Below are 26,776 nucleotides of genomic sequence, written 5' to 3'. Positions count from 1 at the left end.
GTGAACCTCGCAAGATTGCTGTTATTGACCCTCAGCGGTGCTGGGGATGCTTGCGGCTGGCGTGCGTTTTCGATGCGATAATTGTTATTGGTCGGCATCGTGATGGTGTTTTGTGGGTCAGCCTCCGGGCGGCAGCGTCAGGTTTGAAAAATCGGCAAACTGACCGGTAAACGGTTTGGGCCGCGGATAAGCCAGGTCGCCGTGCTTGCTGGTAAAGAGCCCCAGGCCGATCAGGGATTCGGCAAGTTTGAGCCCCGCACTGACACCCTCGACAACGGGCAGGCCTACTTCGCGGCTGATTTCCTGGGTGAGGTTTGCCATGCCGCCGCAGCCCAGCACAATGGCGCCAATACCATCTTCGTCGCGGGCTCGGCAGCATTCCTGCACAATGCGTCGATAGGCGGCTTCGGGGTGGTGCTCCAGGTCCAGAACCGGGATTTCGGCGGCGCGAATGCGTCGGCAGTGTTGCCGAAAGCCGTACTGTTCCAGCAGGTGTTCGGCAATGATGCCGGTGCGGCCAAGCGTGGTGACAATCGAAAACCGCGTGCTGATCAGCGTTGCCATGTGAAACGCGGCTTCGGCAATGCCGACCACCGGCGCGCGGGTCAGCTCGCGAGCGGCAAGGAGCCCAGGATCGCCAAAACAGGCCACGACATAGGCATCGATGTTGCCTTCCTGCTCGCCCTTGATGACTTCCTGAGCGACGCCGACGGCGCTTACGGCTTCGTCAAAATGGCTTTCAATCGAGACCGGGCCGGCCTCCGGCTGACAGGCGCTGACCTGTGTGCCCGTGGCGGCATAGTCGTTGGCGGCACGGTAAATCGAGGCGGTCATCGAGGCCGTGGTATTGGGATTGATAAGGCGAATGTGGGCCACCCGATTCTCCTATTGGTCGCAAGATGCACAGTACAGGTAAACAATTTATCGTTTCTTGTATACAAAATAGGGCGGTTTTTTGCCAATCGCAAGTGTGAAATCACGTCGAATATCAAGTTGTTAGTTGACCGATTGATCAACTTTTAGGCTGTTGCCTGCTTTTTCCCTGACAAAAATGCCACTGTTTCAAGCCATTAGCCGTGCTGTGCGTTGCGGTTAAGGTTTGATCGGGCTATTTTGTATACAAGCTAATAATGCGTTGCGAATGATCACGTTACGTCGACGCATGCCAGGATTCATCTAAGGAGCCGTCTATGACCCAGCGCCATTACCCCCGCGACTTGATCGGTTACGGGCGCAACCCGCCCCACGCCAACTGGCCCGGCAACGCCAAAATAGCGGTGCAGTTCGTGCTCAACTACGAGGAGGGCGGCGAGAACTGCGTGCTGCATGGCGACTCGGGTTCCGAGCAGTTTCTGTCAGAAATCATCGGTGCACCGTCCTATCCAGATCGCCATCTGAGCATGGAGTCGATTTATGAATACGGCTCCCGCGCCGGGGTATGGCGCATTCTGCGCGAGTTCGAGAAGCGTGATTTGCCGCTGACGGTGTTTGGCGTGGCCATGGCGCTTGCGCGTAACCCGGATGTCGCCCAGGCATTTAAGGAACTGGGCCATGAGATCGCCTGCCACGGCTATCGCTGGATTCACTACCAGGAAGTGCCCGAGCACGTTGAGCGTGAGCATCTACAACAGGCCATGGAGATTTTTCAGCGCCTCTACGGTGAAAAACCGCAAGGTTGGTACACTGGCCGCGACAGCCCCAACACCCGGCGTCTGGTGCTGGATGAGGGCGGTTTCCTTTACGATAGCGATTATTATGGCGACGACTTGCCTTTCTGGACGCAGGTAACCGATAGTCAGGGCAGTGATCATAATCATCTGATCGTGCCTTATACGCTGGACAGCAACGACATGCGCTTTGCTGCCCCCCAAGGGTTTAACACCGCGGATCACTTCTTCACCTACCTGCGCGATGCCTTCGATGTGCTCTACGCGGAAGGGGAAGAGGCGCCCAAAATGCTTTCGGTGGGCATGCATTGCCGCCTGCTGGGCCGCCCAGGACGTTTCCGCGCTCTGCAGCGCTTTTTGGATTATATCGAAACCCATGACCGCGTTTGGGTAGCCCGGCGTGTCGATATCGCCTGCCATTGGGCCGAACACCACCCGGCACCAACACGCTGATCAAACTGCTCAATAGGATGTTATGACGCCGCATATCGGACAGCGAATTACCGCCCAGTTTGACGCGCTAAGTGCCCAGGAGCAGCGCGTGGCGAGCTTTATCCTGGATCACTTTGATGATCTGGCGGTATACAGCGCTGCCGATTTGGCGCGCTTGACCGGGGTTTCCAAATCGACGGTCAGTCGCCTGTTCAAGCGGCTTGGGTTTGAGAGCTACCGCTCGGTTAAAGACCATGCCCGCCAGCTGCGCAATCTGGGTGTGCCGTTGGTGATCGATGCCAACGCCATGCAGGATGAGGCGGGCGCGCCGTTTCAGCGTCATTTGCAGCGCGAGCAGGAAAACCTGCAGCGCTGCCTGAATGGCATCGCGGCGGATCAATTTGCCGCGCTGGTAGAACGCCTGGCCAGCGCGCGGCATGTGGTCGTGATCGGGTTTCGTAACAGCTATCCTTTAGCACTGCATTTTCGCCAGCAGTTGATTCAGGCGCGTTCCCAGGTGCGCGTGGTCCCCCAGCCCAACCAATCGTTAGCCGAAGAGATTGTCGATCTTAACGAGCAGGATGTGGTGGTGCTGTTTGGCTTTCGCCGCCGCCCGGCAGCGTTTGCCTCGTTGGTGAATGCCCTTGAGCACTCGCCTGCCAAGGTGGCGCTGATTGCTGACCCTACCGCGGTGAATTTCGCCTCCCAGGTCAATTGGCTGATGGAAGCGCCGCTGGAAAGTCTCTCGGCGTTTGATAGTTACGCCACGGCCAATAGCCTGATCTGCCTGCTCGCCAACGGCGTTCTGCATCGACGCCTTGGTGAAGGTCGAGAGCGGATCAATGCGATCAGCGATATTTACGCGGACCTTAGCGAGCTGGAAGCCCCGATTATGAGCGTTGATTGGAGCGCCCAGTAGATTCCCATCCTACCGTAGTGCATTTCCTCCTTTTATCAGGTTAAAACTGCACCAGCACCACGCATACCTTCTTTTCTTTCTGGCGCGGCGACCGCTACATCATAGCCCGTGGTTTCAATAAAGCGCTGTTATACATGCTGTTAGCGACTTCTGGCATCGCCATTGCTTTTATGTGAGTAGGTGAAACGAAAGTTTCTTGTATCTGCTTTATGAAACGAAGCTTTCATTAGCCTTACATGAATTGCCGCTTCGGCTTAATACATACAAAGCATTGCTTAATACAACGCGTCCCTGCCAGGAGAGTCCTATGAAATTGTTATCGCAGCGTCTCAACCACGCCTTTAATGGCCGCTTGAAGCGACTACAGTCCGGCATTCTAGCAACGGGCTTGACTGCCGCCGTTGCTTTAGGGGCTGTCGCGACAAGCCCAGATGTTCAGGCGGATGCCCTTGAGGAGATCGAGTCCCGAGGTACGGTTCGCATTGCCGTGCCGCAGGATTTTCCGCCGTTTGGCTCGGTGGGTACCGATATGGAGCCGCGTGGCTACGATATCGATATGGCCAACTACCTCGCCGACGAGATGGGCGTGGAGCTTGAATTGATTACCGTGACCAGCGCCAACCGGATTCCCTATTTGCAGACCGGCCAGGCGGATCTGGTTATCTCCAGCCTGGGTAAGAACCCGGAACGTGAAGCGGCGATTGATTTTTCAGATGCCTACGCGCCGTTCTTCTTGGGGGTGTTCAGCGCCGATGAAGATGAAAGCGTGGAAGGCCCGGCAGGCTTGGCCGATAAAACCATCGGGGTAACCCGCGGTGCCGTTGAGGATATGGAGCTTTCCGAGATTGCCCCAGACTCCACCACGGTGCAGCGCTTTGAAGATAACGCCACCACCATTTCTGCGTTTCTTTCCGGGCAGGTCGACTATGTCGCCACCGGTAACGTGGTAGCGGCCGAGATCGCCGAGCGCAATAGCGACCGAGCGCCCTCGTTGGTGTATCAGTTGAAAGACTCACCCTGTTACGTGGGCATGAATAAAAATGAGCCCGCATTAATGGAAGAAGTGAATCGCCTGATCGCCCAGGCGCTTGAAGATGGCACCCTGAACGAGATGTCGCAGCGTTGGTTCAGCGCAGATCTGCCTGAAAACTTCGGTAGCTGAGGTTTATCATGGGGCCAACACTCGATTTTCTTACCCTGTTGCCCTACGTCAGTCAGCTGCTGAAAGGTCTTACCACCACGGTCATTTTGACCGTGGTGACCACCTTGACGGGGCTTGCGCTGGCGGTGGCCGTGGCATATTTGCGCGCCAATGCGCAGCCATGGGTGCGTTGGGGGCTCGGCGGTTACGTCGAATTGACCCGTAATACGCCCTTTATCGTGCAACTGTTTTTTATCTTCTTTGGGCTACCAGGGCTCGGCATCAAAATCGATGCCATTACCGCGGCGTTTATCGCCATGACGCTTAACCTAGCGGCTTACAGCGCCGAGATTTTACGCGCCGGTATTAGCGCCACGGCAAAAGGCCAACTGGAGGCCGGGCGGGCGCTGGGCATGACCACGCTGCAAAACTATCGCCATGTGGTGCTGGTGCCTGCTTTTGCGCGGGTTTACCCCGCGCTCATCAGCCAGTCGATTATCGTCATGCTGGGGTCGGCGGTGGTATCGCAGATTTCGGTGTTTGATTTGACCTACGCGGCTAACTTTATCCAGTCGCGCAACTTCCGCAGTTTTGAAGTCTACCTGCTGATCACGCTGGTCTATCTGCTTCTCGCCTTTGGTATGCGGCGCAGCTTTATGCTGGTGGGCAAGCGCGTATTCGCCTATCAGCAAGGAGAACAACGATGATCGAGTTCACCTTCTGGGATATTTTGCGTAACCTGCTGCTGGCAACTCGCTGGACCATCTTGCTATCGCTGATCGCGTTTGTCGGTGGTGCCACGGTGGGGTTGCTGTTGACCTTCATGCGCCTTTCCAGCAATCGCTGGCTGCAGCGCTTAACGTCATTTTACGTTGACCTTTTCCAGGGCACGCCGCTGTTGATGCAGCTGTTTTTGATCTTCTTTGGCGCCGCCGCCATGGGCCATCAGATTTCAGCCTGGATAGCAGCCTCCATTGCGCTCACGCTATTTACCAGCGCCTTTCTGTGTGACATCTGGCGTGGCTGCCTGGAGGCGGTGGCTAAAGGCCAGTGGCATGCATCGCAAGTGCTGGGGATGAACTATTTCCAGACCATGCGCCATGTGATTCTGCCCCAGGCACTTCGCCTGTCGATTCCGCCCACGGTGGGGTTCTCGGTGCAGGTCATCAAAGGCACGGCCCTGGCGTCTATCATTGGCTTTGTCGAGCTGACCAAGGCCGGCACCATGCTCAATAATGCCACCTTTGAACCCTTCACCATTTTTGCCCTTGTGGCCCTTCTTTACTTCGCGCTGTGCTACCCGCTCTCGTGCTATGCGCGCTATCTGGAGAAAAAGCTCTATGACGCTGGTCTGCGTTGATAACGTTCATAAAGCCTTTGGCGATCTGGAGGTGCTGAAAGGCATTAACCTTTCGGTCGCGCAAGGCGAAGTCGTCGCCATTATTGGCCGCAGCGGCTCGGGTAAAAGCACCCTGCTGCGCTGCCTAAATCAGCTCGAAAAACACGACAGCGGCGAGATCACTATCGCCGATAAGCAACTGGATGCGGCTTCCATGTCGCCCAAGGAACTGAGTGAAAATGTCGGCATGGTGTTTCAAAGCTTTAACCTGTTTCCCCATAAAACCGTGGGTGAAAACGTTTGTTTAGCGCCCATAGTGGTACGTGGCGAAGGGAAGGGAGAAGTTGAGAAAATCGCTCATGAAGTGCTTGAGAAAGTAGGCCTCTCGGATAAATACGATGCTTACCCGGCGCAGCTTTCCGGTGGTCAGCAGCAACGGGTGGCCATTGCCCGGGCACTTGCCATGCGCCCTAAGGTGATGCTCTGCGATGAGGTGACCTCGGCGCTTGACCCGGAACTGGTGGGCGAGGTGCTGCGCGTGCTGGAAACACTGGCGGCCGAAGGCATGACATTGATTCTGGTTACCCACGAAATGAGCTTTGCCCGGGACGTGGCCGACCGCGTTGTATTTATGCACCAGGGGCGCATCCATGAAGAAGGCGTTCCCATTGAGTTGTTCGCTAATCCGCAAACAGCTGAATTGCGACAATTCATTTCAGCGGTCCTCTAGCGTAATATCGTATACAAGGACGCATACACAATAATGCTGCGCTGGATGGCGCAGCCTACGACATCACGCTAGCTGATGAGGATGTAAAATGCCTGCAATTCCTTCGCCCACCGACTATGGCGCCACTTACTACGCCCCCACCGGCGGGCACCCGCCGCAAACCCAGATCACCGCTGACCGCGCGGTATTTACCGAGGCCTATGCGCTGATTCCCAAAGGCGTGATGCGCGATATCGTCACCAGCAATCTGCCGTTCTGGGAAGGTACCCGGCTGTGGGTGCTGGCGCGGCCGCTGTCGGGGTTTGCCGAGACGTTCTCCCAATACATCATGGAAGTCCAGCCGGATGGCGGCAGCGACAAGCCGGAGTTGGATCCGCAGGCCGAGGGTGTGCTGTTTGTTGTCGATGGGGAGTTAACCCTGACGCTGGCAGGCGAGCGCCATACCATGCGCCCCGGTGGCTATGCGTTTATCCCGCCGGGTAGCCATTGGCAGGTGCGCAACGAAAGCCGTGAGCCGGTGCGCTTTCATTGGCTGCGCAAGGCCTACGAGTACGTGGAAGGGCTGGAGGTGCCCAAGGCGTTTGTCACCAACGAGCAGGACATTGCCCCTATCGAGATGCCGGGTACCGAAGGCCGCTGGGCGACCACGCGCTTTGTCGACCCGGCGGATGTTCGCCACGATATGCACGTCAATATCGTGACTTTCCAGCCCGGCGGCGTGATCCCCTTCGATGAAACCCATGTCATGGAACACGGCTTGTACGTGCTAGAAGGCAAGGCCGTTTACCACTTGAATCAAAACTGGGTGGAAGTCGAAGCCGGGGATTTCATGTGGCTGCGAGCCTTCTGCCCCCAGGCCTGCTATGCCGCTGGCCCGGGGCCGTTCCGGTACTTGTTGTATAAAGACGTTAATCGCCATGCCTCTCTTAAACTGTCGACTCGCTAAGGAGCTGCAATGCTGGAACTCAAAGCCGAGCCGCTAACGGCAGAGGCATTTGTCCCCTTTGGCGATGTGATCGATGCGCGTACATCAGATTCATTCCCTATCAATGCCGGGCGCACCCAGCGTCATCACGACCTGGCGAAGGTCGAAACCCTGGGCGACAACGCCAGCACGCTGATCAATATCTTTGTCAGTCAGCCGGTGACCCTTCCGCTAGAGCTTACGTTTCTCGAGCGCCACCCCTTGGGCAGCCAGGCGTTTATGCCACTGTATGAAGAGCGGTTTATTGTGGTGGTCGCTCCTCCCGGCGAGCGCATTGCAGACTCGGACGTACGCGCTTTTGTGACCGATGGCCGCCAGGGCGTCAACTATCACGCGGGCACCTGGCACGCCATTCAATCGGTGCTGGAACGTGAAGGCGAGTTTTTGGTAGTGGATCGGGGTGGCGACGGTAACAACTGCGACGAATACCCGTTGTCGTTGCGGATTCACCTCGCCGATTAAGTCGGGGTGTTGCATAGCGGTCATGTTTCGCGCGTTATACTGTTAGGCTAGTGACTATCTACATTAAGCGCCTGGGAGCTTTATGAACGCACTGCACCATTCCTCTATTCGCCGCACCAAAATTGTTGCCACCTTAGGGCCTGCCAGCGACCGCGAGGGCGTGCTAGACGCCATGCTCGCGGCGGGGGTCGATGTGGTGCGGCTGAATTTTTCCCACGGTAGCGCCGACGACCATCGTCGCCGACTTCAAGAGGTACGCGATGCCGCCGCCAAGCTGGGCCGAAGTGTGGCCGTGTTAGGCGACCTCCAGGGCCCGAAAATCCGCGTCGCCCGCTTTAAAGAGGGCGCGGTGACGCTGCAGGAAGGTCAGCCGTTTATTCTCGATATGGCGATGGACGGCGATGCGGGCGATAACTCACGGGTCGGTTGCGACTACAAGACGCTCGCCGATGACGTGGTGGCGGGTGATCGTCTGCTGCTCGACGATGGCCGCGTGGTACTGGATGTCACCGGCGTCGAGGGCGCACAGATTCACACCAAGGTTGTGGTGGGCGGCAAGCTCTCCAACAACAAGGGCATCAACAAGCAGGGCGGTGGGCTCTCGGCCCCAGCGCTCACCGAGAAAGACAAGGAAGACCTTAAAACCGCGGTCGAGATCGGCGTCGATTATCTGGCCATTTCCTTCCCGCGCTCCGCCGACGATATGCTTGAGGCGCGTCGCCTATTGGGTGAGGCAGGTAAAGATATCGGCCTGGTGGCCAAGGTGGAGCGCGCCGAAGCGGTGGCCGATGATGCCACGCTGGATGGCATTATTGAAGCCTCGGAGGCGGTAATGGTCGCCCGTGGCGACCTGGGCGTCGAGATTGGCGATGCCCAGCTGGTGGGCGTGCAAAAACGCATGATCAAGCGGGCGCGGACGCTCAATCGTGTTGTGATCACGGCCACGCAGATGATGGAGAGCATGATCGAGTCTCCGTTGCCAACGCGTGCCGAGGTGTTCGACGTGGCCAACGCCGTGCTGGACGGCAGCGACGCGGTGATGCTGTCGGCGGAAACCGCCGCGGGGGACTATCCCGTCGAGACTGTCGATGCCATGGCGCGGGTATGCCTGGGGGCTGAGCGCGAAAAAACCGCCCAGGAGTCGGGCCACCGTATTCATGAAGGCTTTTCCCGCCCGGACGAGACCATCGCGCTCTCCGCCATGTACGCGGCCAATCACATGGAAGGCGTCACGGCAATTGCCTGTATGACCTCGTCGGGCTACACCCCGCTGATCGCCTCGCGGATCCGCTCGGGGCTGCCGATTGTCGGCCTGGCGCATAACCCCATCGCCCAGCGGCGTATGGCGCTATACCGCGGTGTGGTATCGCTGCCGTTTGATACCTCCGAAATGAGTGCCACTGAGCTTAATGACCGCGCGCTTGAGGTGTTGGTAAAACAGGGAGTCGCCAAACCGGGCGATTACGTGATTTTGACCCGCGGCGATCACATGAATGCCCACGGAGGGACCAACACCATGAAAGTGATGGCGATTACCGAGCAGCACCTTCCCCCACAGGCGGGCTAGAGGGTGCGTGGCTTGCGCTGGCATGGACTGTGGTTGGCGTGGCTGCTGCTTTTCGCCATGCCCGCGTCGGCGGGGACGGCGACGGTGGCGGCGGCTTCCGATTTGCAGTTCGCGCTGACCGAAGCCGCCGAGCGCTTCGAGCGCGACACCGGGCACACGCTGCGGTTGAACTTTGGCTCTTCGGGCAATTTTCGCCGCCAGATTGCCCAGGGCGCGCCGTTTGAGCTGTTTCTTTCTGCCGATGAGCGCTATGTAGAGGCGCTTTACCATGAAGGGCATACCCGCGATGAGGGCGTGATTTACGCCATCGGGCGTTTGGTCTGGCTGCAGCGGGTCGGGCAGGAAGCGCCGCTTGGCGATACACCCCTGGCGGGCGTGGAGCGGGCACTGGCGCGCCACGCGGAGGGCGGGCGCCCACGTATCGCGCTTGCTAACCCCGAGCACGCACCGTATGGCGTAGCTGCCAAGCAAGCGCTTAATCATATGGGGCTTTGGGACCCAACCAAACCGCTGCGGGTGCTGGGCGAAAATGTCTCCCAGGCGGCGCAATTCGCGCTTTCCGATGATGCCCAAGGCGGGCTGGTGGCCTATTCCCTGGCGTTGGCGCCGCCGTTAGCCGAGCGAAGTGAGTACGTACTCGTCCCTGAAAATTGGCATGAGCCGCTGCGCCAACGCATGGTGCTTACCCGCCAGGCGGGCGACGCCTCTGAGGCATTTTACACCTGGCTCCAGCAGGCAGAGGGGCGGGCGATCTTTCAACACTACGGGTTTAGTACAGACTGATGGACTGGTCGGCGCTTTCTGTGTCATTCCGCCTGGCGGCGCTAACGTGCGTGTTTTTGCTTCCGTTAGGAATTTTCCTGGGCCGCTGGTTGGCGAGCGCTCGCTTTCGCGGCAAAGGCCTTTGCGAGGCACTGGTGGCGCTGCCCTTGGTGCTGCCGCCAACCGTATTGGGGTTTTATCTGCTGCAAAGCTTTGGCCGCGACGCACCGTTCGGCCAACTCTGGATGTCGCTCACCGGGGGCGGTCTCAATTTCACCTTCAGCGGTATTCTGCTGGCCTCGCTGGTCGCCAATCTGCCCTTTGCGGTGCAGCCGATCCAGCGCGCGTTTGAAAATATCCCCCATAACCTGCGCGAGGCAGCGTGGTGCAGCGGGCTAAGCCCGTGGCAAACACTGCTGCGCATCGAGCTGCCGCTGGTGTGGCCGGGTATCCTGTCTGCTGCCGCGCTGACCTTCGCCCACACCCTGGGCGAATTTGGTGTGATATTGATGGTCGGTGGGGCGATAGACGGCGAAACCCGGACACTGGCCATTGCCATTTATGACCGGGTGCAGGCCTTTGACGAGCAGGGGGCGGCCCTGATGGCGGCGTTGTTGCTGGTGGTGTCGTTCACCACCCTGGGCGTGGTCTACGGCTTGGCGGGTCGCCGGAGGTGGGCGCGTGGCTAGTTTGATGGTGAGCGTGCAGCAAAACGGGCCGATTCCGCTAAACGCCGAGTTCAGCTGCCGGCCCGGTGAGCTGTTGGCGCTGGTGGGGCCGTCGGGGAGTGGTAAAACCACCTTGCTGCGCGCCATGGCCGGACTTTATCGCCCCCGGCAGGGGCGCATTGAGTGTGCCGGGCAAACCTGGTTCGACACTCGGGGTAAGCGCTCGCTATCGCCTCAGCAACGCCGGGTCGGCATGGTGTTTCAGGACTATGCGCTGTTTCCCCACTTGACCGCCCTGGCCAACATTGCGCTGGCGCTGCGGCATTTGCCGCCCGCCAGGCGTCGCCCTCAGGCGGAACAGTGGCTTGAAACGGTGCGCTTAAAAGGTCTCGAAAACCGCTACCCCAACGAGCTTTCCGGCGGCCAGCGGCAGCGCGTGGCCCTGGCACGCGCGCTGGCTCGCGAGCCCCAGGTGCTGCTGCTCGACGAGCCGTTTTCGGCGGTGGACCAGGTGACCCGGCGGCGGCTGCAGCGTGAGCTGGCAAGGCTCCGTCAGCAAATATCGATACCCATCGTATTGGTCACCCACGACCTGGAAGAAGCCGCCGCGCTGGCGGATCAAATCTGTGTGCTGCATAACGGCCGCAGTTTGCAACAAGCCCCGCCCGAAACCCTGTTTAGAACGCCTGCCTCGCCCAGCGTCGCAAGGCTGTTGGATCGGCATAACGTCTTTGAAGGCCAAGTAATTGAGGTCGGCGGGGAGCGTCGTTTGCGCTGGGGCAACGATCTGTTGGACGTTGCCTCGGGGCTTGAAGGGCTTGATATCGATGAGCCTGTGGCATGGTACCTGCCACCGTCGGACATCGTGCTCCACCGTCGGGGCCGTCCTTCGCTTGGCGAGCGGGAAAACCCCGTTGCCGCAACGGTCGATGAGCTGGTCGTGTTAGGCGGTATGACGTCGGTTGCATTGCGCGCTCAACATGGCGATATGCTACGTTTCGATATTGCCACCCATGCGGCACGACGTAATCAATTGACCCCCGGCGCGGCGGTGCATGTATCGCTGTTGGCAGGGGGCATACATCTGATGCCAGGACACGGCGTTGATAACGCCCGATGAAACAAGGAAATTTTATGACCATGACCCGCCGGTCGCTGCTGAAAGCATCACTTATATTGCCGTTGTCGCTATGGCTACCCGGGGCGTCATTGTGGGCGCAAGCGACGCCAGACGACGCTGAAACCTTGTCGTTGGCAATTCATACCCCGCAAGGCCCGCATCGCTTGGATGTCGAACTGGCCGATACGTTGGCTGAACGCCAGCGAGGGCTGATGCAACGTGAGCATCTCCCTGAAAAGCGCGGCATGCTGTTTGTCTTCGAGAGCGAACGGTCGGCCAATAATGGGTTCTGGATGTACCGGACCTTGATTCCGCTGGACATCGCCTTTATCGACGACGCTGGTCGCATCGTGGCGATTGATACCATGCCGCCCTGCGAATCCTCGTCGCCGAGTGACTGCCCCTCTTACGCACCGGGTGCCGCCTATCATGCGGCGCTGGAGGTCAATGCGGGCTACTTTGCCGAACGTGGAATTGGCGTGGGTGACTGCGTATCGGTACCCGCTCTGACAGGTTTTTGCCAGCCGGAAAATTAAGCGGGGCGGGAGCGAGGGCCGATATTAAGCACAATCAGGGCAATGCCTGCGATCACCAGGCCGCCGCCCACCAGTTTATGCACGCCCAGGCTGTCGCCCATCAAGAGCGCGCCCAGGCCGACCGCCAACACCGGAACGAGCAGCGTCATGGGTACCACGCGATTGACTGGGTGGCGGCGTAACAATGCGTACCAGATCCCGTAGGCAATGATCGACGACATCACAGCGGTGTAAATCATCGCCCCCCAGCCCACCCAGCTCGCCTGCTGGATCGCCTGCCACTGCCCGCTCTCAAACAGCCATGACCCCAGCGCCACCTGGGGTACCGCGAACAGCGCAACCCAGCCCGCCAACGCCAGCGGTGCAATGGGCGGGCCGCGTTTGATTAACAGCTGTGATACCGCCCAGCCCATGGCGCTACATAAAAGAATGGCCAGCGGAAGTGGCGTCGGTAAGGTGGGGCCACCGGCCAGCACAATGATGCCCGCAAACGAAAGCAGCAGCCCCGCAATCCGTTTTGGCCCCAGCTTTTCCTTGAGAAATATCACTGCCAATAGCGTGGCAAAGGGCGTCCCCATCTGCACCAAAAGCGCCCCGGTGCCTGCTTCCGCCTGCTCCAGGCCAATGAACAACAGGGCAAAGTGCAGGCTGCCGAATGTCGTCGACAACAGCATCAAAAAAGGCAGTTGCGCCCGTGCCACCGGGTAAAAGGGCACCAACAACGCCGCGACGAGCATAAAGCGCAGCGTGGTCATCAGCAGCGGCGGTAGCTCTGTCACGCCGACCTTGATGACAATGATGTTCAACGCCCAAATGGCGATGACAAATAGGCCGAGCAGCAGGTCGCGTAGGGGCACGTTGATGTCCGTTGATAGATGGAAATTATCGCCATTGTATCAGCTTGGTTAAATGCCAAAATGATAGTGCAAGAAATGGCAGTATTTCCGTCACCTGTTAGGGGAACGATGCCGACCTTCGGCGTCTTCCTTTTGATAGTGAAGTGCTTACAATGAAACGGGGCACGAGCAACGGCGCTGCGCCGTTGAACACACCACCATAAAAACCGATAAAAAAGGATCTGTTATGACGCTGACACGCTCAATGGCTTGCATGTCTACCGGCCTGGCCGGTGCAATGTTGCTGTCTTTTTCGCTTTCTGCACAGGCTCGCGAACTCTCGGTTTCAACCGTTTTGTCCGACGCTTTCCCGTGGGGGCAGGCGGCAGAAAAGTGGGCAGAACTGGTCGAGGAACGTAGCGACGGTGAGCTGACGATGCGGGTTTATCCCAACTCTCAATTGGTATCCGGCGACCAGACCCGCGAATTCTCGGCCATGCGCTCGGGGCTGATTGACGCTGCCGTCGGTTCGACCATCAACTGGTCGCCGCAGGTGCCCGAACTCAACCTCTTCTCGTTGCCGTTTTTCATTCCTGACGAAGCCGCGGTAGATGCGGTTACCGGTGGTGAGGCAGGAGAAATGGTATTTGAAGCGATCGAGTCACGCGGTGTTGTCCCGCTGGCCTGGGGTGAAAATGGCTTTCGCCAGGTGTCTAATTCGCAGGGCCCCATCAGTGAGCCGAGTGACTTGGACGGCTTGAAAATTCGCGTGGTGGGTTCGCCGCTGTTCCAGGATACATTCTCTGCGCTGGATGCCGACCCAACACAAATGAGCTGGACCGATGCCCAGCCCGCGCTGACCACCGGTGCGGTAGACGGCCAGGAAAACCCGCTGTCGGTATTTGATGTGGCGCGTATCGATCAGGTCGGCCAGGCGCATCTGACGCTCTGGAACTACATGAACGACCCACTGATTTTTGCCGTCAACCAGCAGGTGTGGCAATCATTGAGTGAAGAACAGCAAACGCTGCTGCGCGAAACCGCGGTTGAAGCCGGCGAGTGGGAAATTGCTATGACCCGTGAACAGGAAAGCGAACGGCTTGAGGCCATTAAAGAACGCGGCGTGACGGTGACCGAACTAACCGATGCGCAGTATCAGGCGTTTGTCGACGCAACGCAGTCCGTCTATGAAGAGTGGGCGCCGCGCATTGGCGAGGATCTCGTAGAGGCCGCACAAGCCGCTATCGACGCGCGCTAATCCCCCTTGATGTTGTATCTCCCAGTCGTCAAGGCTGGGAGTTTTTCGCTGTGAGGCTGCCATGAAAGGCTTTCCTGATGCGCGCCCTGAGCGCTGGTTGGGCGCGCTGGCGTTGATCATTATTGCATTGATTAGCCTGGGCAACGTGATCACGCGCTATTTAACCGGTGGGTCGTTTTCCTTCACCGAAGAGTTTTCGGTGTTCCTGCTGGTCGTGCTGACCTTCGCCGGGGCGTCGGTAGCGCTGAGACGTAACCGTCATATCCGAATTAGCTTCCTGGAACGCGCACTGCCGTTTAAATACCGCCGTACGTTAATTCTGTTTCAAGCGCTATGCGGGGCCATTGTGCTGGGCTTGATCACTTGGTACGGCGGTAAGCTTGCCTGGCAGGAATACCAGTGGGAGTCGCTTTCGCCTGGGCTTGGCCTTCCGCAGTGGTGGTATATCGTCTGGCTGCCGGTGCTGTCCGCGGCCATGCTGTGGCGTTTGTGGCAGCAAACCCGCGATCGTTTGACCGGGAGGTTTGGCGATGACGCCTGACGTGTGGATGATTCTGGCCTTCGCAGGGCTGCTGATCGCGGGCGTGCCGGTGGCGTTTTCGCTAGCCCTCTCGGGCGCGGTGGGGATCGTTATCGGGCTGTCGCCGGATATGCTGGCAACACTCGGTACCAACACCTACAACAGTATTGCCAAATACCCGCTCATCGCGATTCCGTTATTTATATTAACCGGCCTGATTTTCGAGCGTGCCGGTGTCGCGTTGCGCCTGGTGCGTTTTGCCCAGGCATTGATTGGCCCGCGCCACGGTGGGCTGGCGCTGGTCGCGGTGCTGGTGTGCATGATTATGGGGGGCATGAGCGGTTCAGGCCCTGCAGACGCAGCGGCGGTGGCGATGGTGATGCTGCCGAGCATGACCAAGGCAGGCTACCCAAGGCCGTTTTCCGCCACCTTGATTGCAGCCTCGGCCTCCACCGCAATTCTCATTCCACCTTCCGTTGCGCTGATTCTTTATTCGATCGTGGTGCCGGGGGTTGACCTGCGTGCCTTGTTTGCGGCCGGGTTATTTCCGGGGGTACTCGCGGGTTTGGCGCTGTTGCTCCCGGCACTGCTGGTGTCCAGACGCTACGGCTGGGAAGGCGGGACTCCGGCGGTGGGCGCTGAGCGGCTGAGTGTACGAGACACCTTCAGGCAAGCGTTGCCCGCCTTGTTCGCGCCGGTGCTGATTCTTGGCGGGCTGCGTTCCGGGCTATTTACCCCGACAGAAGCGGCGGTCGTGGCCGTGGCTTACGGCGCCATCGTCGGGCTTTTTCTTACCCGCGAGCTGTCATGGCGGGACTTGTGGGAACTGTTTGGCGAAGCGGCCATTATTTCGGGCGTGGTCATGCTGATTATCGCCCTGGCGGGTATTTTTGCCTGGGCCGGGACCATGCTAGGCACGTTTAGGCATCTGGCGGAATGGATTATTGGGTTGACCGATAACGGCGTGCTGCTGCTGATTCTGGTGATGCTGGCCGTGCTGGTGGCGGGAATGCTGCTGGATGCGATCTCGATTTATCTGATCATGATGCCGATCCTGATTCCAGTCATGCAGCACTTTGAATGGAATCCCGTGTGGTTCGGCATACTGCTCGCCATGAACATTGCTATCGGCCAGTTTACACCGCCGGTGGCCGTGAATTTGATGGTCACGACGGAGGTGGCCAAAATTCGCCTTGAGCAGACGCTGGGCTGGGCACTGTTGTTCGTGGTGGCCATGGGCTGTGCGTTGGCGCTGGTGGCCGTATTCCCAAGCATTGCGCTTTGGCTACCGCGTGTGCTGGGCTACAACGTTGATTGATATCGCTTGGCCTATGCCAAAGCGGAATAGCGGTTAACGCTCCCTAAACGGTGAAGTTCACTACACTGAACCTATAGATTGGTGAATGAAGTTTGCTGTTTGACGTATCTGATTTCGCCAACGAGGTTTTTTTTCGCTAAAGTAGTGAAAGCCGACAGAAACTGTCGATGCTGATAACAGATTGTCTTGAAAACGTTTTGGGCCCGTTAGCCTGCATGGATAGAGCGCAGGTGGGCCCCAACGCACAATGACCATAACATCAAGATAAAGAGGTGTGTTCATGAAACGCCATGCATTTTCTACCGCTGCCTTCTCCGGTGCGCTACTCGGCGCCGCTGCCTTTGCTTCTCCCGCAATGGCGCAAGAAGACGAACAATTCATTACCATCGGTACCGGTGGCCAGACCGGTGTTTATTATGTGGTCGGCCAGTCCGTTTGCCGTCTGGTCAACCGCGGTAGCGACGAGCACAACATCCGCTGTAACGCGCCATCTACCGGTGGCTCGGTTGCCAATATTAATGGCATTAAATCCGGCGAGCTGGGTATGGGCGTCGCCCAGTCCGACGTTCAGTACCAAGCCTATAACGGTACCGGGAATTTCGAGGGGGATGCGTTCGAGGAATTGCGCGCCGTCTTCCGTATTCATGGCGAGCCGTTGACACTGCTAGCCCGTGAAGACTCCGGTATCGAAACGCTGGATGATCTAGAAGGCAAGCGCGTTAATATCGGCAACCCGGGCTCAGGCCAGCGCAACACCATGGAAGTGGTGATGGATGCCAAAGGCTGGGACGAAGACACTTTCTCTCTGGTCTCTGAGCTGGACGCCGCCGAGCAGGCTGCTGCACTGTCGGATAACAACATCGATGCCATGGTATATGTGGTCGGCCACCCGAACGGTTCTATTCAGGAAGCTACCACTACGGTGGACGCACGCCTGATCCCAATGAACGACGACGATATTCAGGGCATTGTTGACGAATACCCCTACTATTCCACGTCTGTGATTCCCGGCGGTCTGTACAAAAACAACCCCGACGACGTAGAGACGTTCGGTGTGGCGGCGACGTTCGTGACCTCCGCAGATGCCGACGACGATGTTGTCTACGAAACCGTTAAAGCGGTATTCGACGACTTCGATCGTTTCAAGCGTCTACACCCTGCCTTCGAAAATCTGGATGCCCAGGACATGGTGACGCAAGGCCTATCTGCGCCATTGCATGATGGTGCCAAGCGGTACTATGTAGAGCAGGGCTGGATCGAAGAGTAAGGTTATCGGTACTGGGTGTTAATCACCGATTGAAAGATGTGCGCGCGGTCTCTCACGGGGCCGCGCGCTGTGTTTGGAATGTCGCTTGGATTGATCCAAGGCCTCTTATTGGCATTCCTCATTGTCATCCATATTTTTGCAGGGCATGCATATGACAACGGATAACACCAAGACCGGTGGGTCAAATGTTGATCTTGAAGATCTGGTTGCCTCTACGGACTCCGGGTCTCGTAAACCGGCGGGAATGCCTGGCAAGCTGCTGGTGGGTATTGCGGCGGTGTGGTCACTCTTTCAACTTTGGATCGCGTCGCCACTGCCTTATATCATCGGCTTCGGGGTGTTTAACGCGACTCAATCCCGTTCGATCCATTTGGCCTTTGCGCTGTTTCTGGCGTACATGGCGTACCCTGCGCTCAAACGGTCGCCCCGCGATCGTATTCCACTGCAAGACTGGGTGCTGGCGGCGGTGGCCGCGTTTTGCGGCGCCTACATGTTCATTTTTTACGAAGGCTTGTCGGAGCGCCCTGGTGCCCCCTTGCTGATCGATGTCGTCGTCGGGGTGGCCGGTATTTTGCTGTTGCTGGAAGCGACACGCCGTGCGCTCGGGCCGCCGCTGATGATTGTAGCCTCCGTGTTTTTGTTCTATTCGCTGGCCGGGCCCTGGATGCCGGGGATGCTGGCCCACGGTGGGGTAAGTCTTTATGGGATTGTTAATCATCAGTGGTTAACCACCCAGGGCGTGTTTGGTATTGCACTGGGGGTGTCCACCAGCTTTGTATTCCTGTTCGTATTGTTTGGCGCGCTGCTGGATAAAGCGGGCGCTGGCAACTACTTCATTAAAGTCGCGTTTTCGTTGCTTGGGCATTACAAGGGCGGCCCGGCCAAAGCGGCGGTGGTGGCGTCGGGCATGACCGGTTTGATTTCGGGCTCTTCGATTGCCAATACGGTGACCACCGGTACCTTTACCATTCCCATGATGAAGCGCGTGGGGTTCTCCTCTGAGAAGGCCGGTGCCGTCGAAGTCGCCTCATCCGTCAATGGGCAAATCATGCCGCCCGTGATGGGGGCAGCCGCGTTTCTGATGGTCGAGTACGTGGGTATTTCGTATGTTGAAGTCATCAAGCACGCATTTCTGCCCGCACTGATATCTTATATCGCGCTGATTTATATCGTTCATCTGGAAGCCCTGAAAGCCAATATGCAGGGGCTTGAAAGCAGCAACCCACCTAAGCCGCTCGTTCGCAAGGTGGTGGGCTTTTTGGCCGGCTTGTTGCTGATGATGATCACGGCGCTTGTGGTGTATTACGGCCTGGGCTGGTTGCAGCCAGTGCTGGGGCCGGCGGCCCCCTGGGTGATTGGTCTGGCGCTGGCGGCGGTGTATGTCGCATTGCTTAAACTGGCTTCTGGCTACCCTGAGCTGGAAGTCGATGACCCCAATGAGCCGGTGCTCAAACTCCCGCAAACCCGCCCCACAGTGCTGGTCGGTTTGCAATACATTCTGCCCGTGATCGTATTGGTGTGGTGTTTGATGGTCGAGCGCCTGTCGCCAGGGCTATCAGCCTTTTGGGCCACGGTGTTCATGATCTTTATCATGCTGACCCAGCGCCCGATTACCGCGTATTTTCGTGGCCGCAGCGATATTGCCCCTGACCTGCGTGAAGGTGCTTTGGATCTGTGGAACGGGCTGGTGACCGGTGCCCGTAACATGATCGGTATCGGCATTGCGACGGCGACGGCGGGTATCATTGTCGGGGCGGTTTCCCAGACCGGGGTCGGGTTGGTGTTGGCCGATGTGGTCGAAACCCTGGCGATGGGCAACCTGATGCTGATTTTGCTGTTTACCGCGGTACTCAGTCTGATTCTCGGCATGGGGCTGCCTACCACCGCCAACTATATCGTGGTGTCTGCCCTGCTGGCGCCAGTGATTATTCAGTTGGGGGCTCAAAATGGCCTGCTGGTACCGCTGATCGCCGTGCACCTGTTTGTGTTTTACTTCGGCATCATGGCGGACGTCACACCACCGGTGGGGCTTGCCTCATTCGCGGCGGCCGCAGTGTCCGGGGGCGATCCGATTCGCACTGGTTTCCAGGCGTTTTACTACAGCCTGCGCACGGCAGCGCTGCCGTTCCTGTTTATCTTTAATACCGATCTGCTGCTGATTGACGTGACACCGTTGCAAGGGGTGTTGATCTTTGTGGTGGCGACCGTGGCGATGCTGATTTTTGCCGCCGCGACGCAGGGCTTCATGATTACGCGTAACCGCTGGTATGAGTCGGTCCTGTTGCTCGTGGTGGCCTTTGCGCTTTTCCGTCCGGGCTTTTTCATGGACATGATTCACGATCCTTATCGGTCGACGCCGCCAACCGAGTTCGTTGAGACCCTGGGTAACGTCGATGAGGGGTCGTCGCTGAGAGTTCAGATTAGCGGCCTAGATGATTATGGCGACCCCATGAGCACCTATATTCTGGTGCCGGTGCCGGAAGGTGATAGTGGGCAGGAGCGCCTGGATAATCTGGGCTTGATGCTGCTGACAGAAAACGATGAAACGGTTGTCGATATGGTGACCTATGGCAGTGATGCGGCGGACCTAGGCTTTGATTTTGATCAGGAAATCGTCGAGGTGCTGGCGCCGGTGGATCGCTGGACAAAAGAGTGGATCTGGATACCCGCTCTCGGTGTGTTCGCTCTGATCGTCATGCTACAGCGCCGTCGGCGGGACGCCGATGGTCGCACTACTAAGGCTAATGCCGCGTGAGGAGGGGCTGTCATGTACCACAAAATTTTATTGCCCGTTGATCTCAACGAAGAGAGTTCATGGGTCAAGGCGTTGCCCACGGCCATCAAGCTGTGCCAGACGTTTGACGCGTCGCTACACGTGGTGACGGTGCTGCCGGACTTTAAGATGCCGATGGTGGGGGCTTATTTTCCTAAAGACTTCTCTAAGAAAGCACATGAGGCCGTCAAGGACGCGCAGCATGCTTTTATAGAGCAGCACGTGCCTGAGACAATCAATACCCAAAGCGTCATTGTCGATGGCTCACCGTGGGAGGCGATCATCAAGGTCGGTAAACAGCTGGATATCGACCTGATCGTCATGGCCTCGCATAACAAACGCAAGTTTGTTGATTACGTGTTGGGTCCTAACGCCGAGCATGTGGTACACCATGCCAAAATGTCGGTCATGATTGTCCGCTAGTTGCCCGAAGGGGATATCGCAGTGAAGGCGTTTTTATTGAGAGCCGTCCTGCTGGCGTTCGGCATTCCCTTGGCGGGGGTCGCGTCCACGTCAGTTGAAAGCCATTCGCCAACAGGGCCGGTGATTCTTAAAGTTGAGGGTGACATTGCCTGCACGAATGTCGGCGACGAGGCGCATTTTGATCGCCAGATGCTGGAGCAACTGCCGCAGCATGACTTTGCCACGACCACGCCCTGGACCGACAGCCAGCATCATTATGAAGGCCCGCTAATGCGCGACTTGCTGGCGTATCTGGGTGTGGAGGATGGCAACGTCAATGTACTGGCACTGAATGGCTACGAGGCGGAAATTCCGGTCAGTGATTTTTATGACTACGATGTCATTCTTGCGCTCAAACGCGACGGTGAAACGATCCCAGTCCGAGAATACGGCCCGCTTTGGGTACTGTACCCCTTTGATCAGGATGACGCCTTGTTGAGTGAGAAAATGCGCTTTCGAGCCGTCTGGCAGGTGATGCTGATTAATGTCCTCTAGCGTTCCCTTGACGCATTATCCCCGCTTGCTGCGCTATCCATGGCGCTTCAAGCTGGTTGCCATGGCCGCTGTGGTGTTGTTTGCGGCAGCCCTGGTCGTCGCGACAATCGCCGCCTGGCGGCAAGATAACCTGACCCAAACCCTGCGCGAAGATACCTCCTGGGTGGTTTACAAGCTGGACCGTGATGCCGTCCAGTTACTTAACCAGTTACTCAACGCGACCCGGGGGCCGATAGCACCGAGTGCTCAGGATGACTTGGAACTGGGGTTTGAGTTGCTCTATAGCCGCCTTACCTTGCTCAACGAGGGGGAGGTCAGCGAGTTGCTCAACCGCATTGACCCTGCGCGTCAGCTACTCGATGAAATCCAGCAGCAGCTAGACACGCTCGACCCGATGTTTGAGCCACACGAAAATCTCGAACAGATGCCGATCACCGCACTGGAAACCGAACTGCAGGCGCTGACGCGGCTCACCGAACGGCTGGTGATCACGATCAATGGTTATCTGGCAGAGTCCGCCACTGAAGAGCGTGCCCAGCTTAGCCTGCTGTACAAGCTACTGATGAGCCTGATTCTGGCGATGAGCCTGGCGGCATTGCTAGTGGTGGTCTTTCTGGTAAGGGAAATGCGTGAGAGCGCCGCTGCCCGGCGAGACCAGGAACAGCTGAGCCGCCAATTGGAAGTCACCGCCGAGCAAGCCCAGGCAGCCAATCAAGCGAAATCCGACTTTCTCGCCATGGTTAGCCATGAAATTCGCACGCCGCTCAATGGCGTCATCGGGATGAGCGAATTGTTGCGCGAGCCTGCCAATCGGGTACAGGTTGAAGATTACGCCAGCACGATCTATGACAGTGCCAATCAGTTACTGGCGATGATCAATGAAATTTTGGATTTTTCCAAAATCGAAGCCGGCCATCTTCGTCTTGAAACGGCACCCACCGCGGTCAAGCCGCTGGTCGAAAGCGTCGTGGCGTTGTTCAAGCCAAGGGCTGAAGCTAAAGGTCTGGCGCTCACTACCGAGGTGGATGAACGGGTGCCTGCCTGGGTGATGGTTGATGCGGGTCGTCTACGGCAAATTTTGCTCAACTTGCTGGCCAACGCGATCAAGTTCACCGATGACGGGGCGGTCACTGTGCGAGTCTCTGCCACGGCTGACTATTTACTCTTCGACGTCATCGATACGGGCTGTGGTCTGAGCGACGTACAACAACAGCGTCTTTTCGAACCTTTCCAGCAAGCCGATGCATCGGTCGCCCGGCGGTTTGGCGGCACTGGCCTGGGGCTGGCCATTTGCAAAAGGTTAAGCGACGCCATGGATGGGCAGTTGAGCGTTGATAGTCAGCCCGGTGAGGGCAGCACCTTCCGCTGCCAACTACCCCTGGAGGAAACCACCCCCCACCAGCACACGGAGCTGCCATCTTCGTCGACCCAGCAACATTTCGCCGGTACGTCACTGCTACTGGTAGAAGACAACGCTATCAACCGCAAAGTCGCCATTGAGTTGCTGGCGCGCCTGGGCTGCGATGTGGTCTGTGCTGAAAGTGGTCATGATGCGCTGGCCATGGTAGCGGCTCAGCGTTTCCACCTGATTTTTATGGATATCCAACTACCCGATATGGATGGCCTGGAAGTCACCCGAAAGCTACGCGCACAGGGTGGTTGGCTGGTCGAGGTGCCTATCGTGGCAATGACCGCAGGCGGTATTGAGGATGATCGGCAGCGTTGCCTGGAGGTAGGCATGAATGACTACATCATCAAGCCGTTATCAACGAGTGCGTTGAGCAATGTGCTCGCATTTCAGTTGGGTAAGTTCACGGACGCTCCTCTTCAGTCCACTGCGCCTTCAAGGGATGACGCCCTGCTCAATGAGGACACCTTGACCAGCCTTTCCGACACCCTTGATGAGGATCATCTGCGCGAGCTAATTGCCCTATACCACCGTCAAGTTGAGGATTATCTGGCGCAATTTACGACCTATCTCGGGTTCGAGACGCTGTCTGACGAGCATACTGAACAAATTGCTCGGTTGGCCCATCAACTGCGCGGTGAAGCGCTGGGTATCGGGGCGCAGCAGGTGGCGCAGTATGCCAAGCAGCTCGAGATGTTGGTGGGCAAGACGCCTGCTGCTGGCGAGCTGAATCATGCTTTGAGCGCGCTGCGGCAAACCGCTGCGCGTACGCATTTGGCGTTGGAGAAATGGCAGCGTGACGACTTCTCTCGCTAACCACGGCACCGTGGTGGTCGCCAGCCGATCGGCCAATGCCGAGCAGGCTGTGCAAGTATTGGCCGAGGGTCTCAGCCATGCCGAGCTTGGCGGCGTTATTTTTTTCTGTAGTGCCGAGTATGATCTGGACCGGCTATCGGCCGCGCTGGAGCACGCTTTTCCGACGGTGCCGGTCAGTGGCTGTACCACGGCAGGCGAGATTACCCCCGAGGGATATGATCGCGGCAGCATTGTGGCGATTGGCTTTGATCATCGGGTCTTCGCTATGGAAACGTCGCTGGTCGATGATCTGGACCGTTTCGCGCTGAGCGACGCCCAGCCGCTGGTCGATGACTTGCTCGAGCGCTGCCGTCATCGGGCGCTGGCACCGGTGAACGAGCATAGTTTTGCGTTGACCTTGCTGGACGGGCTTTCAAGCCGCGAGGAGCAGGTGTTGGCGACGCTGGACGCGGCTTTGGGGCGCATACCCAGCTTCGGCGGCTCTGCCGGTGACGATAACCATCTTGCCCACACCCATGTTTATGCCAACGGTCGCTTTCACAGCCGTGCCGCCGTGATCGTGATGATCAATACGTGTCTACCGTTTGAAGTGTTCTCGACCCATCATCTATTGCCGCTGAGCCATAAGCTGGTAGTGACCGAAGCGGACCGCGAGCGCCGTCGAGTGGTGGAGCTGAACGGCCTTCCTGCGGCCAGTGTCTACGCTGATTTGGTAGGCGTCTCGCTAGATGCCCTCGTGCCCGAGGTGTTTGCACGGCACCCCCTCGCGGTGCAGCTTGGGGGGCAGCATTTCGTGCGCTCGATTCAGCGCGTGAATGACGACGGTAGCCTAAGCTTTTACTGTGCGGTGGAAAACGGCATTGTACTGACGGCGATGCAGCCCGCCCCGTTACTGGATGATCTCAATCGCATGCTTGGCGGGGTAACGGCACGGTTGGGCCCGCCATCGCTGATGATCGGCTGCGACTGCTTTTTACGCCGCATGGAGCTGGAAACCGTCGACCATCTCGAGCAGGCCTCGGCGCTGCTGCAAAGGTCGCGGGTAGTGGGGTTTAACACCTACGGTGAGCAGCACCACGGCATGCATGTCAATCAAACCTTTACAGGAGTGGCGCTTGGCACTCTTCCAACTCTCGACGGGTGACGACACGACACTCAGCCCTGAGGCCTTACGCGAAGAAAATCGCCGTTTGCGCAAGGTGTGTCAGGCGCTGATGAGCCGTGTGGAATCGGGCAGCGGTGCCGATGGCGCGCCTTACGCGGCTTTCGAGCGCTCTGTTCTGCTCGCCGAACAGGTCAAGGAACGCACCGATGCGCTGCACCGAGCCCTGGACGAGTTGGGGCAGGCCAACGCGCGTTTACAGGCGGCGAAAGCCGATGCTGACGCCGCCAACCTGTCGAAAACCAAGTTTCTCGCCGCCGTCAGTCACGACCTGCTGCAGCCGCTTAACGCCGCCCGGCTGTTTGTCAGTGCCCTGGAAGCTCATTCCTTGCCCGAGGCCTCGTATACGCTGGTCGGCCATGTGGGGCGTTCATTGAAAGATGTCGAAGGGCTGCTGGGCACGCTGGTGGATATTTCGCGCCTTGATGCGGGAGTGCTGCACGCCGACAAAGCACCGTTTGCGGTCAGCACTTTGCTGGATGCCTTGGCGGAGGAGTATCGCCAGGTAGCGGCCGTACGTGGCTTGAGCCTGCATTACGTGCCCTCGCATGTGATGGTGGAGTCAGATCTGGCGTTGCTGGCACGGGTGATCCGCAACTTCTTGAGCAACGCCGTGCGCTATACCGAGCACGGCCATGTGCTGTTGGGCTGTCGCCGCCGTCCCGAGGGCGTCGAGATTATGGTCGGTGATACCGGCCCAGGGATTGCCGAACAGCAGCGCGAAGCGATATTTCTTGAGTTTCAGCGCGCCCCGGACGCCCAGCGCCACCACAGCCGTGGGCTGGGTCTCGGCTTAGCTATCGTCGACCGTATCAGCACCATGCTGGACCAGCCGGTAACGCTGACCTCGCGGTCTGGGCGTGGATCGCTGTTTTCGATCACCGTGCCTTATGCGTCTTCCCATGTCGCCTCGTCTCGACGTAGTGCTGAGCAGGGAGGCGCATTGGCAGACGATAACCCCGGTTCTCCGCTTGATGAATGCGTGGTGTGGGTTATCGATGACGATGAGGCGATTATCGACGGCATGCAGGCGCTGCTGGGTAGCTGGGGCTGCCGGGTACGGGCGGCGGCCACGGCCAGTGCTCTGGAGGCCACCAGTGACGGAGAGACCCCTGATGTATTGCTGGTTGATTATCATCTTGGCGATCACCGGGAAACAGGCTTGGCACTGGCGGCGCGTCTACGGCGTCGCTATCCAGGCTTGGCAGCGGTGGTGATTACCGCCAACCATGATGCACAACTCAGCCGTGCCGCCCGCGAAGCAGGCATGCACTGCTTGTTGAAACCGTTAAAGCCGATGCGCCTGCGGATGCTGCTGGTCAGCCTGTTAACCCCGCAGGGCGGCCAGGGTTAACGCGTCGTTCGACTGGCCAAATAAAGCGGCAGGTTAGCCTCGCCCGCCATCACGATGGCATGGACGCGGCTGGTGGCTTCCAGCTTGCGTAAGATCGCCGAGACGTGGGTTTTGACGGTGGTCTCGGCAATACTCAGTTCGCGGGCGATCAGCTTGTTCGACATGCCCTGGGTCATGCAGCGCAACACCGCAAGCTGCTTATCGGTCAACTGGGCGAGCCTTTCACCGGCCAGGTGTTCAGCGGCTGCCGATGTTCTGGTCTCGGCTGGGGGCGTTGCTGAGGGGGGGCGACGCATCACATCAGGTGGCAGATAGAGTTGCCCTTCAAGAATCTGAGTGAGCGCATTGAGCATGGCCTCTCGGGGGGTTGATTTGGGAATGTAACCCACGGCGCCCAGGCTGATCGCATCCAGCACTAACTGACGCTCCTGATGCGCCGAAATAATCGCCACCGGCAACCAGGGAAACGCCTCGCGCAGGTGGGTCAAACCATCTAGACCATCCGCATCGGGCAAACTCAAGTCGAGCAGCAGTAAGTCCAGGCCGTCGTGCTCGCTAATCAGGGGGATGGCGGCGGCGAGGCTATCGGCTTCCAATAGTTGGCTATGCGGCAAGCCGCTGCTGACCACCACCTGCAGCGCGTCGCGAAACAGCGGATGATCGTCTGCCACCAATAACGAATACATGGCGTCTCCTACCAAGGGATGAGGGCGCATCCTGCCAACGGGGTATATCGCGTTACGCCCGTCTGACCAACACTGCATGAGCAACCTTTAATA

26 protein-coding genes are annotated in these 26,776 nt (G+C 58.2%); 23 read left to right on the top strand and 3 right to left on the bottom strand.

The window, feature by feature from the left end:
* Nucleotides 1-117: 117 nt before the first annotated feature.
* On the bottom strand, nucleotides 118-834 hold the full coding sequence (locus HXW73_RS14125) for an aspartate/glutamate racemase family protein (protein WP_186256038.1): 717 nt from the start codon (nucleotides 832-834) through the stop codon (nucleotides 118-120).
* A 356-nt stretch (nucleotides 835-1,190) separates the two neighbouring features.
* Between HXW73_RS14125 and puuE the strand changes: the two genes are divergently transcribed.
* From puuE to HXW73_RS14060, 13 genes are all read left to right on the top strand, one after another.
* A complete protein-coding gene (puuE, locus tag HXW73_RS14120) occupies nucleotides 1,191-2,120 on the top strand; it encodes an allantoinase PuuE (protein ID WP_186253695.1) in 930 nt (309 codons plus the stop codon).
* Nucleotides 2,121-2,142: 22 nt separating this feature from the next.
* Nucleotides 2,143-3,018: a MurR/RpiR family transcriptional regulator gene (locus tag HXW73_RS14115; RefSeq protein WP_186253694.1), complete on the top strand. Its 876-nt coding sequence runs from the start codon at nucleotides 2,143-2,145 to the stop codon at nucleotides 3,016-3,018.
* Nucleotides 3,019-3,325: 307 nt separating this feature from the next.
* Nucleotides 3,326-4,180, top strand: coding sequence for a transporter substrate-binding domain-containing protein (locus HXW73_RS14110; protein ID WP_186253693.1), 855 nt, complete (start codon nucleotides 3,326-3,328; stop codon nucleotides 4,178-4,180).
* 8 nt (nucleotides 4,181-4,188) lie between these two features.
* Nucleotides 4,189-4,866, top strand: coding sequence for an amino acid ABC transporter permease (locus HXW73_RS14105; RefSeq protein ID WP_186253692.1), 678 nt, complete (start codon nucleotides 4,189-4,191; stop codon nucleotides 4,864-4,866).
* Entirely contained in the window at nucleotides 4,863-5,519 is a 657-nt protein-coding gene (locus HXW73_RS14100) for an amino acid ABC transporter permease (RefSeq protein WP_186253691.1), read from the top strand. The genes HXW73_RS14105 and HXW73_RS14100 overlap by 4 nt, the downstream gene beginning before the upstream one ends.
* Nucleotides 5,500-6,228: an amino acid ABC transporter ATP-binding protein gene (locus HXW73_RS14095; RefSeq protein WP_186253690.1), complete on the top strand. Its 729-nt coding sequence runs from the start codon at nucleotides 5,500-5,502 to the stop codon at nucleotides 6,226-6,228. Before HXW73_RS14100 ends, HXW73_RS14095 begins: the two co-directional genes overlap by 20 nt.
* 88 nt (nucleotides 6,229-6,316) lie before the next feature.
* On the top strand, nucleotides 6,317-7,174 hold the full coding sequence (locus HXW73_RS14090) for a bifunctional allantoicase/(S)-ureidoglycine aminohydrolase (RefSeq protein WP_186253689.1): 858 nt from the start codon (nucleotides 6,317-6,319) through the stop codon (nucleotides 7,172-7,174).
* Between the two features lie 9 nt (nucleotides 7,175-7,183).
* Nucleotides 7,184-7,675, top strand: a complete 492-nt coding sequence (locus HXW73_RS14085; protein WP_186253688.1) for an ureidoglycolate lyase — start codon at nucleotides 7,184-7,186, stop codon at nucleotides 7,673-7,675.
* A gap of 82 nt (nucleotides 7,676-7,757) precedes the next feature.
* Nucleotides 7,758-9,242 (top strand): pyruvate kinase, encoded by a 1,485-nt coding sequence (gene pyk / locus HXW73_RS14080; RefSeq protein ID WP_186253687.1) that lies wholly within the window; start codon nucleotides 7,758-7,760, stop codon nucleotides 9,240-9,242.
* A 12-nt stretch (nucleotides 9,243-9,254) separates the two neighbouring features.
* A complete protein-coding gene (gene modA / locus HXW73_RS14075) occupies nucleotides 9,255-10,025 on the top strand; it encodes a molybdate ABC transporter substrate-binding protein (protein ID WP_240538645.1) in 771 nt (256 codons plus the stop codon).
* 50 nt (nucleotides 10,026-10,075) lie between these two features.
* Nucleotides 10,076-10,693: a molybdate ABC transporter permease subunit gene (modB, locus tag HXW73_RS14070; RefSeq protein ID WP_240538781.1), complete on the top strand. Its 618-nt coding sequence runs from the start codon at nucleotides 10,076-10,078 to the stop codon at nucleotides 10,691-10,693.
* Entirely contained in the window at nucleotides 10,686-11,792 is a 1,107-nt protein-coding gene (locus tag HXW73_RS14065) for an ABC transporter ATP-binding protein (protein WP_240538644.1), read from the top strand. The genes modB and HXW73_RS14065 overlap by 8 nt, the downstream gene beginning before the upstream one ends.
* Before the next feature lie 14 nt (nucleotides 11,793-11,806).
* On the top strand, nucleotides 11,807-12,328 hold the full coding sequence (locus HXW73_RS14060) for a DUF192 domain-containing protein (protein ID WP_186253685.1): 522 nt from the start codon (nucleotides 11,807-11,809) through the stop codon (nucleotides 12,326-12,328).
* Here the strand turns inward: HXW73_RS14060 and HXW73_RS14055 are convergent.
* The gene (locus tag HXW73_RS14055) at nucleotides 12,325-13,185 is read right to left on the bottom strand and encodes a DMT family transporter (RefSeq protein WP_186253684.1); all 861 of its coding nucleotides are present in this window, start codon (nucleotides 13,183-13,185) and stop codon (nucleotides 12,325-12,327) included. The two genes, HXW73_RS14060 and HXW73_RS14055, sit on opposite strands and share 4 nt — an antisense overlap.
* A 226-nt stretch (nucleotides 13,186-13,411) precedes the next feature.
* Here HXW73_RS14055 and HXW73_RS14050 point away from each other — a divergent pair, with 226 nt between their 5' ends.
* From HXW73_RS14050 to HXW73_RS14005, 10 genes are all read left to right on the top strand, one after another.
* Nucleotides 13,412-14,422: a DctP family TRAP transporter solute-binding subunit gene (locus HXW73_RS14050; protein ID WP_186253683.1), complete on the top strand. Its 1,011-nt coding sequence runs from the start codon at nucleotides 13,412-13,414 to the stop codon at nucleotides 14,420-14,422.
* Between the two features lie 61 nt (nucleotides 14,423-14,483).
* On the top strand, nucleotides 14,484-14,963 hold the full coding sequence (locus HXW73_RS14045) for a TRAP transporter small permease (RefSeq protein WP_186253682.1): 480 nt from the start codon (nucleotides 14,484-14,486) through the stop codon (nucleotides 14,961-14,963).
* On the top strand, nucleotides 14,953-16,260 hold the full coding sequence (locus tag HXW73_RS14040; RefSeq protein WP_186253681.1) for a TRAP transporter large permease: 1,308 nt from the start codon (nucleotides 14,953-14,955) through the stop codon (nucleotides 16,258-16,260). The genes HXW73_RS14045 and HXW73_RS14040 overlap by 11 nt, the downstream gene beginning before the upstream one ends.
* A gap of 280 nt (nucleotides 16,261-16,540) precedes the next feature.
* Entirely contained in the window at nucleotides 16,541-17,527 is a 987-nt protein-coding gene (locus HXW73_RS14035; RefSeq protein ID WP_186253680.1) for a TAXI family TRAP transporter solute-binding subunit, read from the top strand.
* A 151-nt stretch (nucleotides 17,528-17,678) separates the two neighbouring features.
* Nucleotides 17,679-20,282 (top strand): TRAP transporter permease, encoded by a 2,604-nt coding sequence (locus HXW73_RS14030; protein ID WP_186253679.1) that lies wholly within the window; start codon nucleotides 17,679-17,681, stop codon nucleotides 20,280-20,282.
* Nucleotides 20,283-20,294: 12 nt separating this feature from the next.
* A complete protein-coding gene (locus HXW73_RS14025) occupies nucleotides 20,295-20,723 on the top strand; it encodes a universal stress protein (protein WP_186253678.1) in 429 nt (142 codons plus the stop codon).
* A gap of 15 nt (nucleotides 20,724-20,738) precedes the next feature.
* Nucleotides 20,739-21,257 carry a molybdopterin-dependent oxidoreductase gene (locus HXW73_RS14020; protein ID WP_186256035.1) on the top strand — a complete coding sequence of 173 codons (519 nt, stop codon included), beginning with the start codon at nucleotides 20,739-20,741 and terminating at the stop codon, nucleotides 21,255-21,257.
* On the top strand, nucleotides 21,247-23,481 hold the full coding sequence (locus tag HXW73_RS14015) for an ATP-binding protein (protein ID WP_186253677.1): 2,235 nt from the start codon (nucleotides 21,247-21,249) through the stop codon (nucleotides 23,479-23,481). Before HXW73_RS14020 ends, HXW73_RS14015 begins: the two co-directional genes overlap by 11 nt.
* On the top strand, nucleotides 23,462-24,625 hold the full coding sequence (nosP, locus tag HXW73_RS14010; RefSeq protein WP_186253676.1) for a nitric oxide-sensing protein NosP: 1,164 nt from the start codon (nucleotides 23,462-23,464) through the stop codon (nucleotides 24,623-24,625). The genes HXW73_RS14015 and nosP overlap by 20 nt, the downstream gene beginning before the upstream one ends.
* Nucleotides 24,597-25,997, top strand: coding sequence for an ATP-binding response regulator (locus tag HXW73_RS14005; protein WP_186253675.1), 1,401 nt, complete (start codon nucleotides 24,597-24,599; stop codon nucleotides 25,995-25,997). Before nosP ends, HXW73_RS14005 begins: the two co-directional genes overlap by 29 nt.
* Here HXW73_RS14005 and HXW73_RS14000 read toward each other — a convergent pair.
* On the bottom strand, nucleotides 25,994-26,683 hold the full coding sequence (locus HXW73_RS14000) for a response regulator (RefSeq protein WP_186253674.1): 690 nt from the start codon (nucleotides 26,681-26,683) through the stop codon (nucleotides 25,994-25,996). The two genes, HXW73_RS14005 and HXW73_RS14000, sit on opposite strands and share 4 nt — an antisense overlap.
* Nucleotides 26,684-26,776 lie beyond the last annotated feature (93 nt).

It is taken from the genome of Halomonas sp. SH5A2 (assembly GCF_014263395.1).
Taxonomy (GTDB): domain Bacteria; phylum Pseudomonadota; class Gammaproteobacteria; order Pseudomonadales; family Halomonadaceae; genus Vreelandella.
The sequence above is the reverse complement of the archived record's forward strand: the minus strand, read 5'-3'. Positions and strand labels throughout refer to the sequence as shown.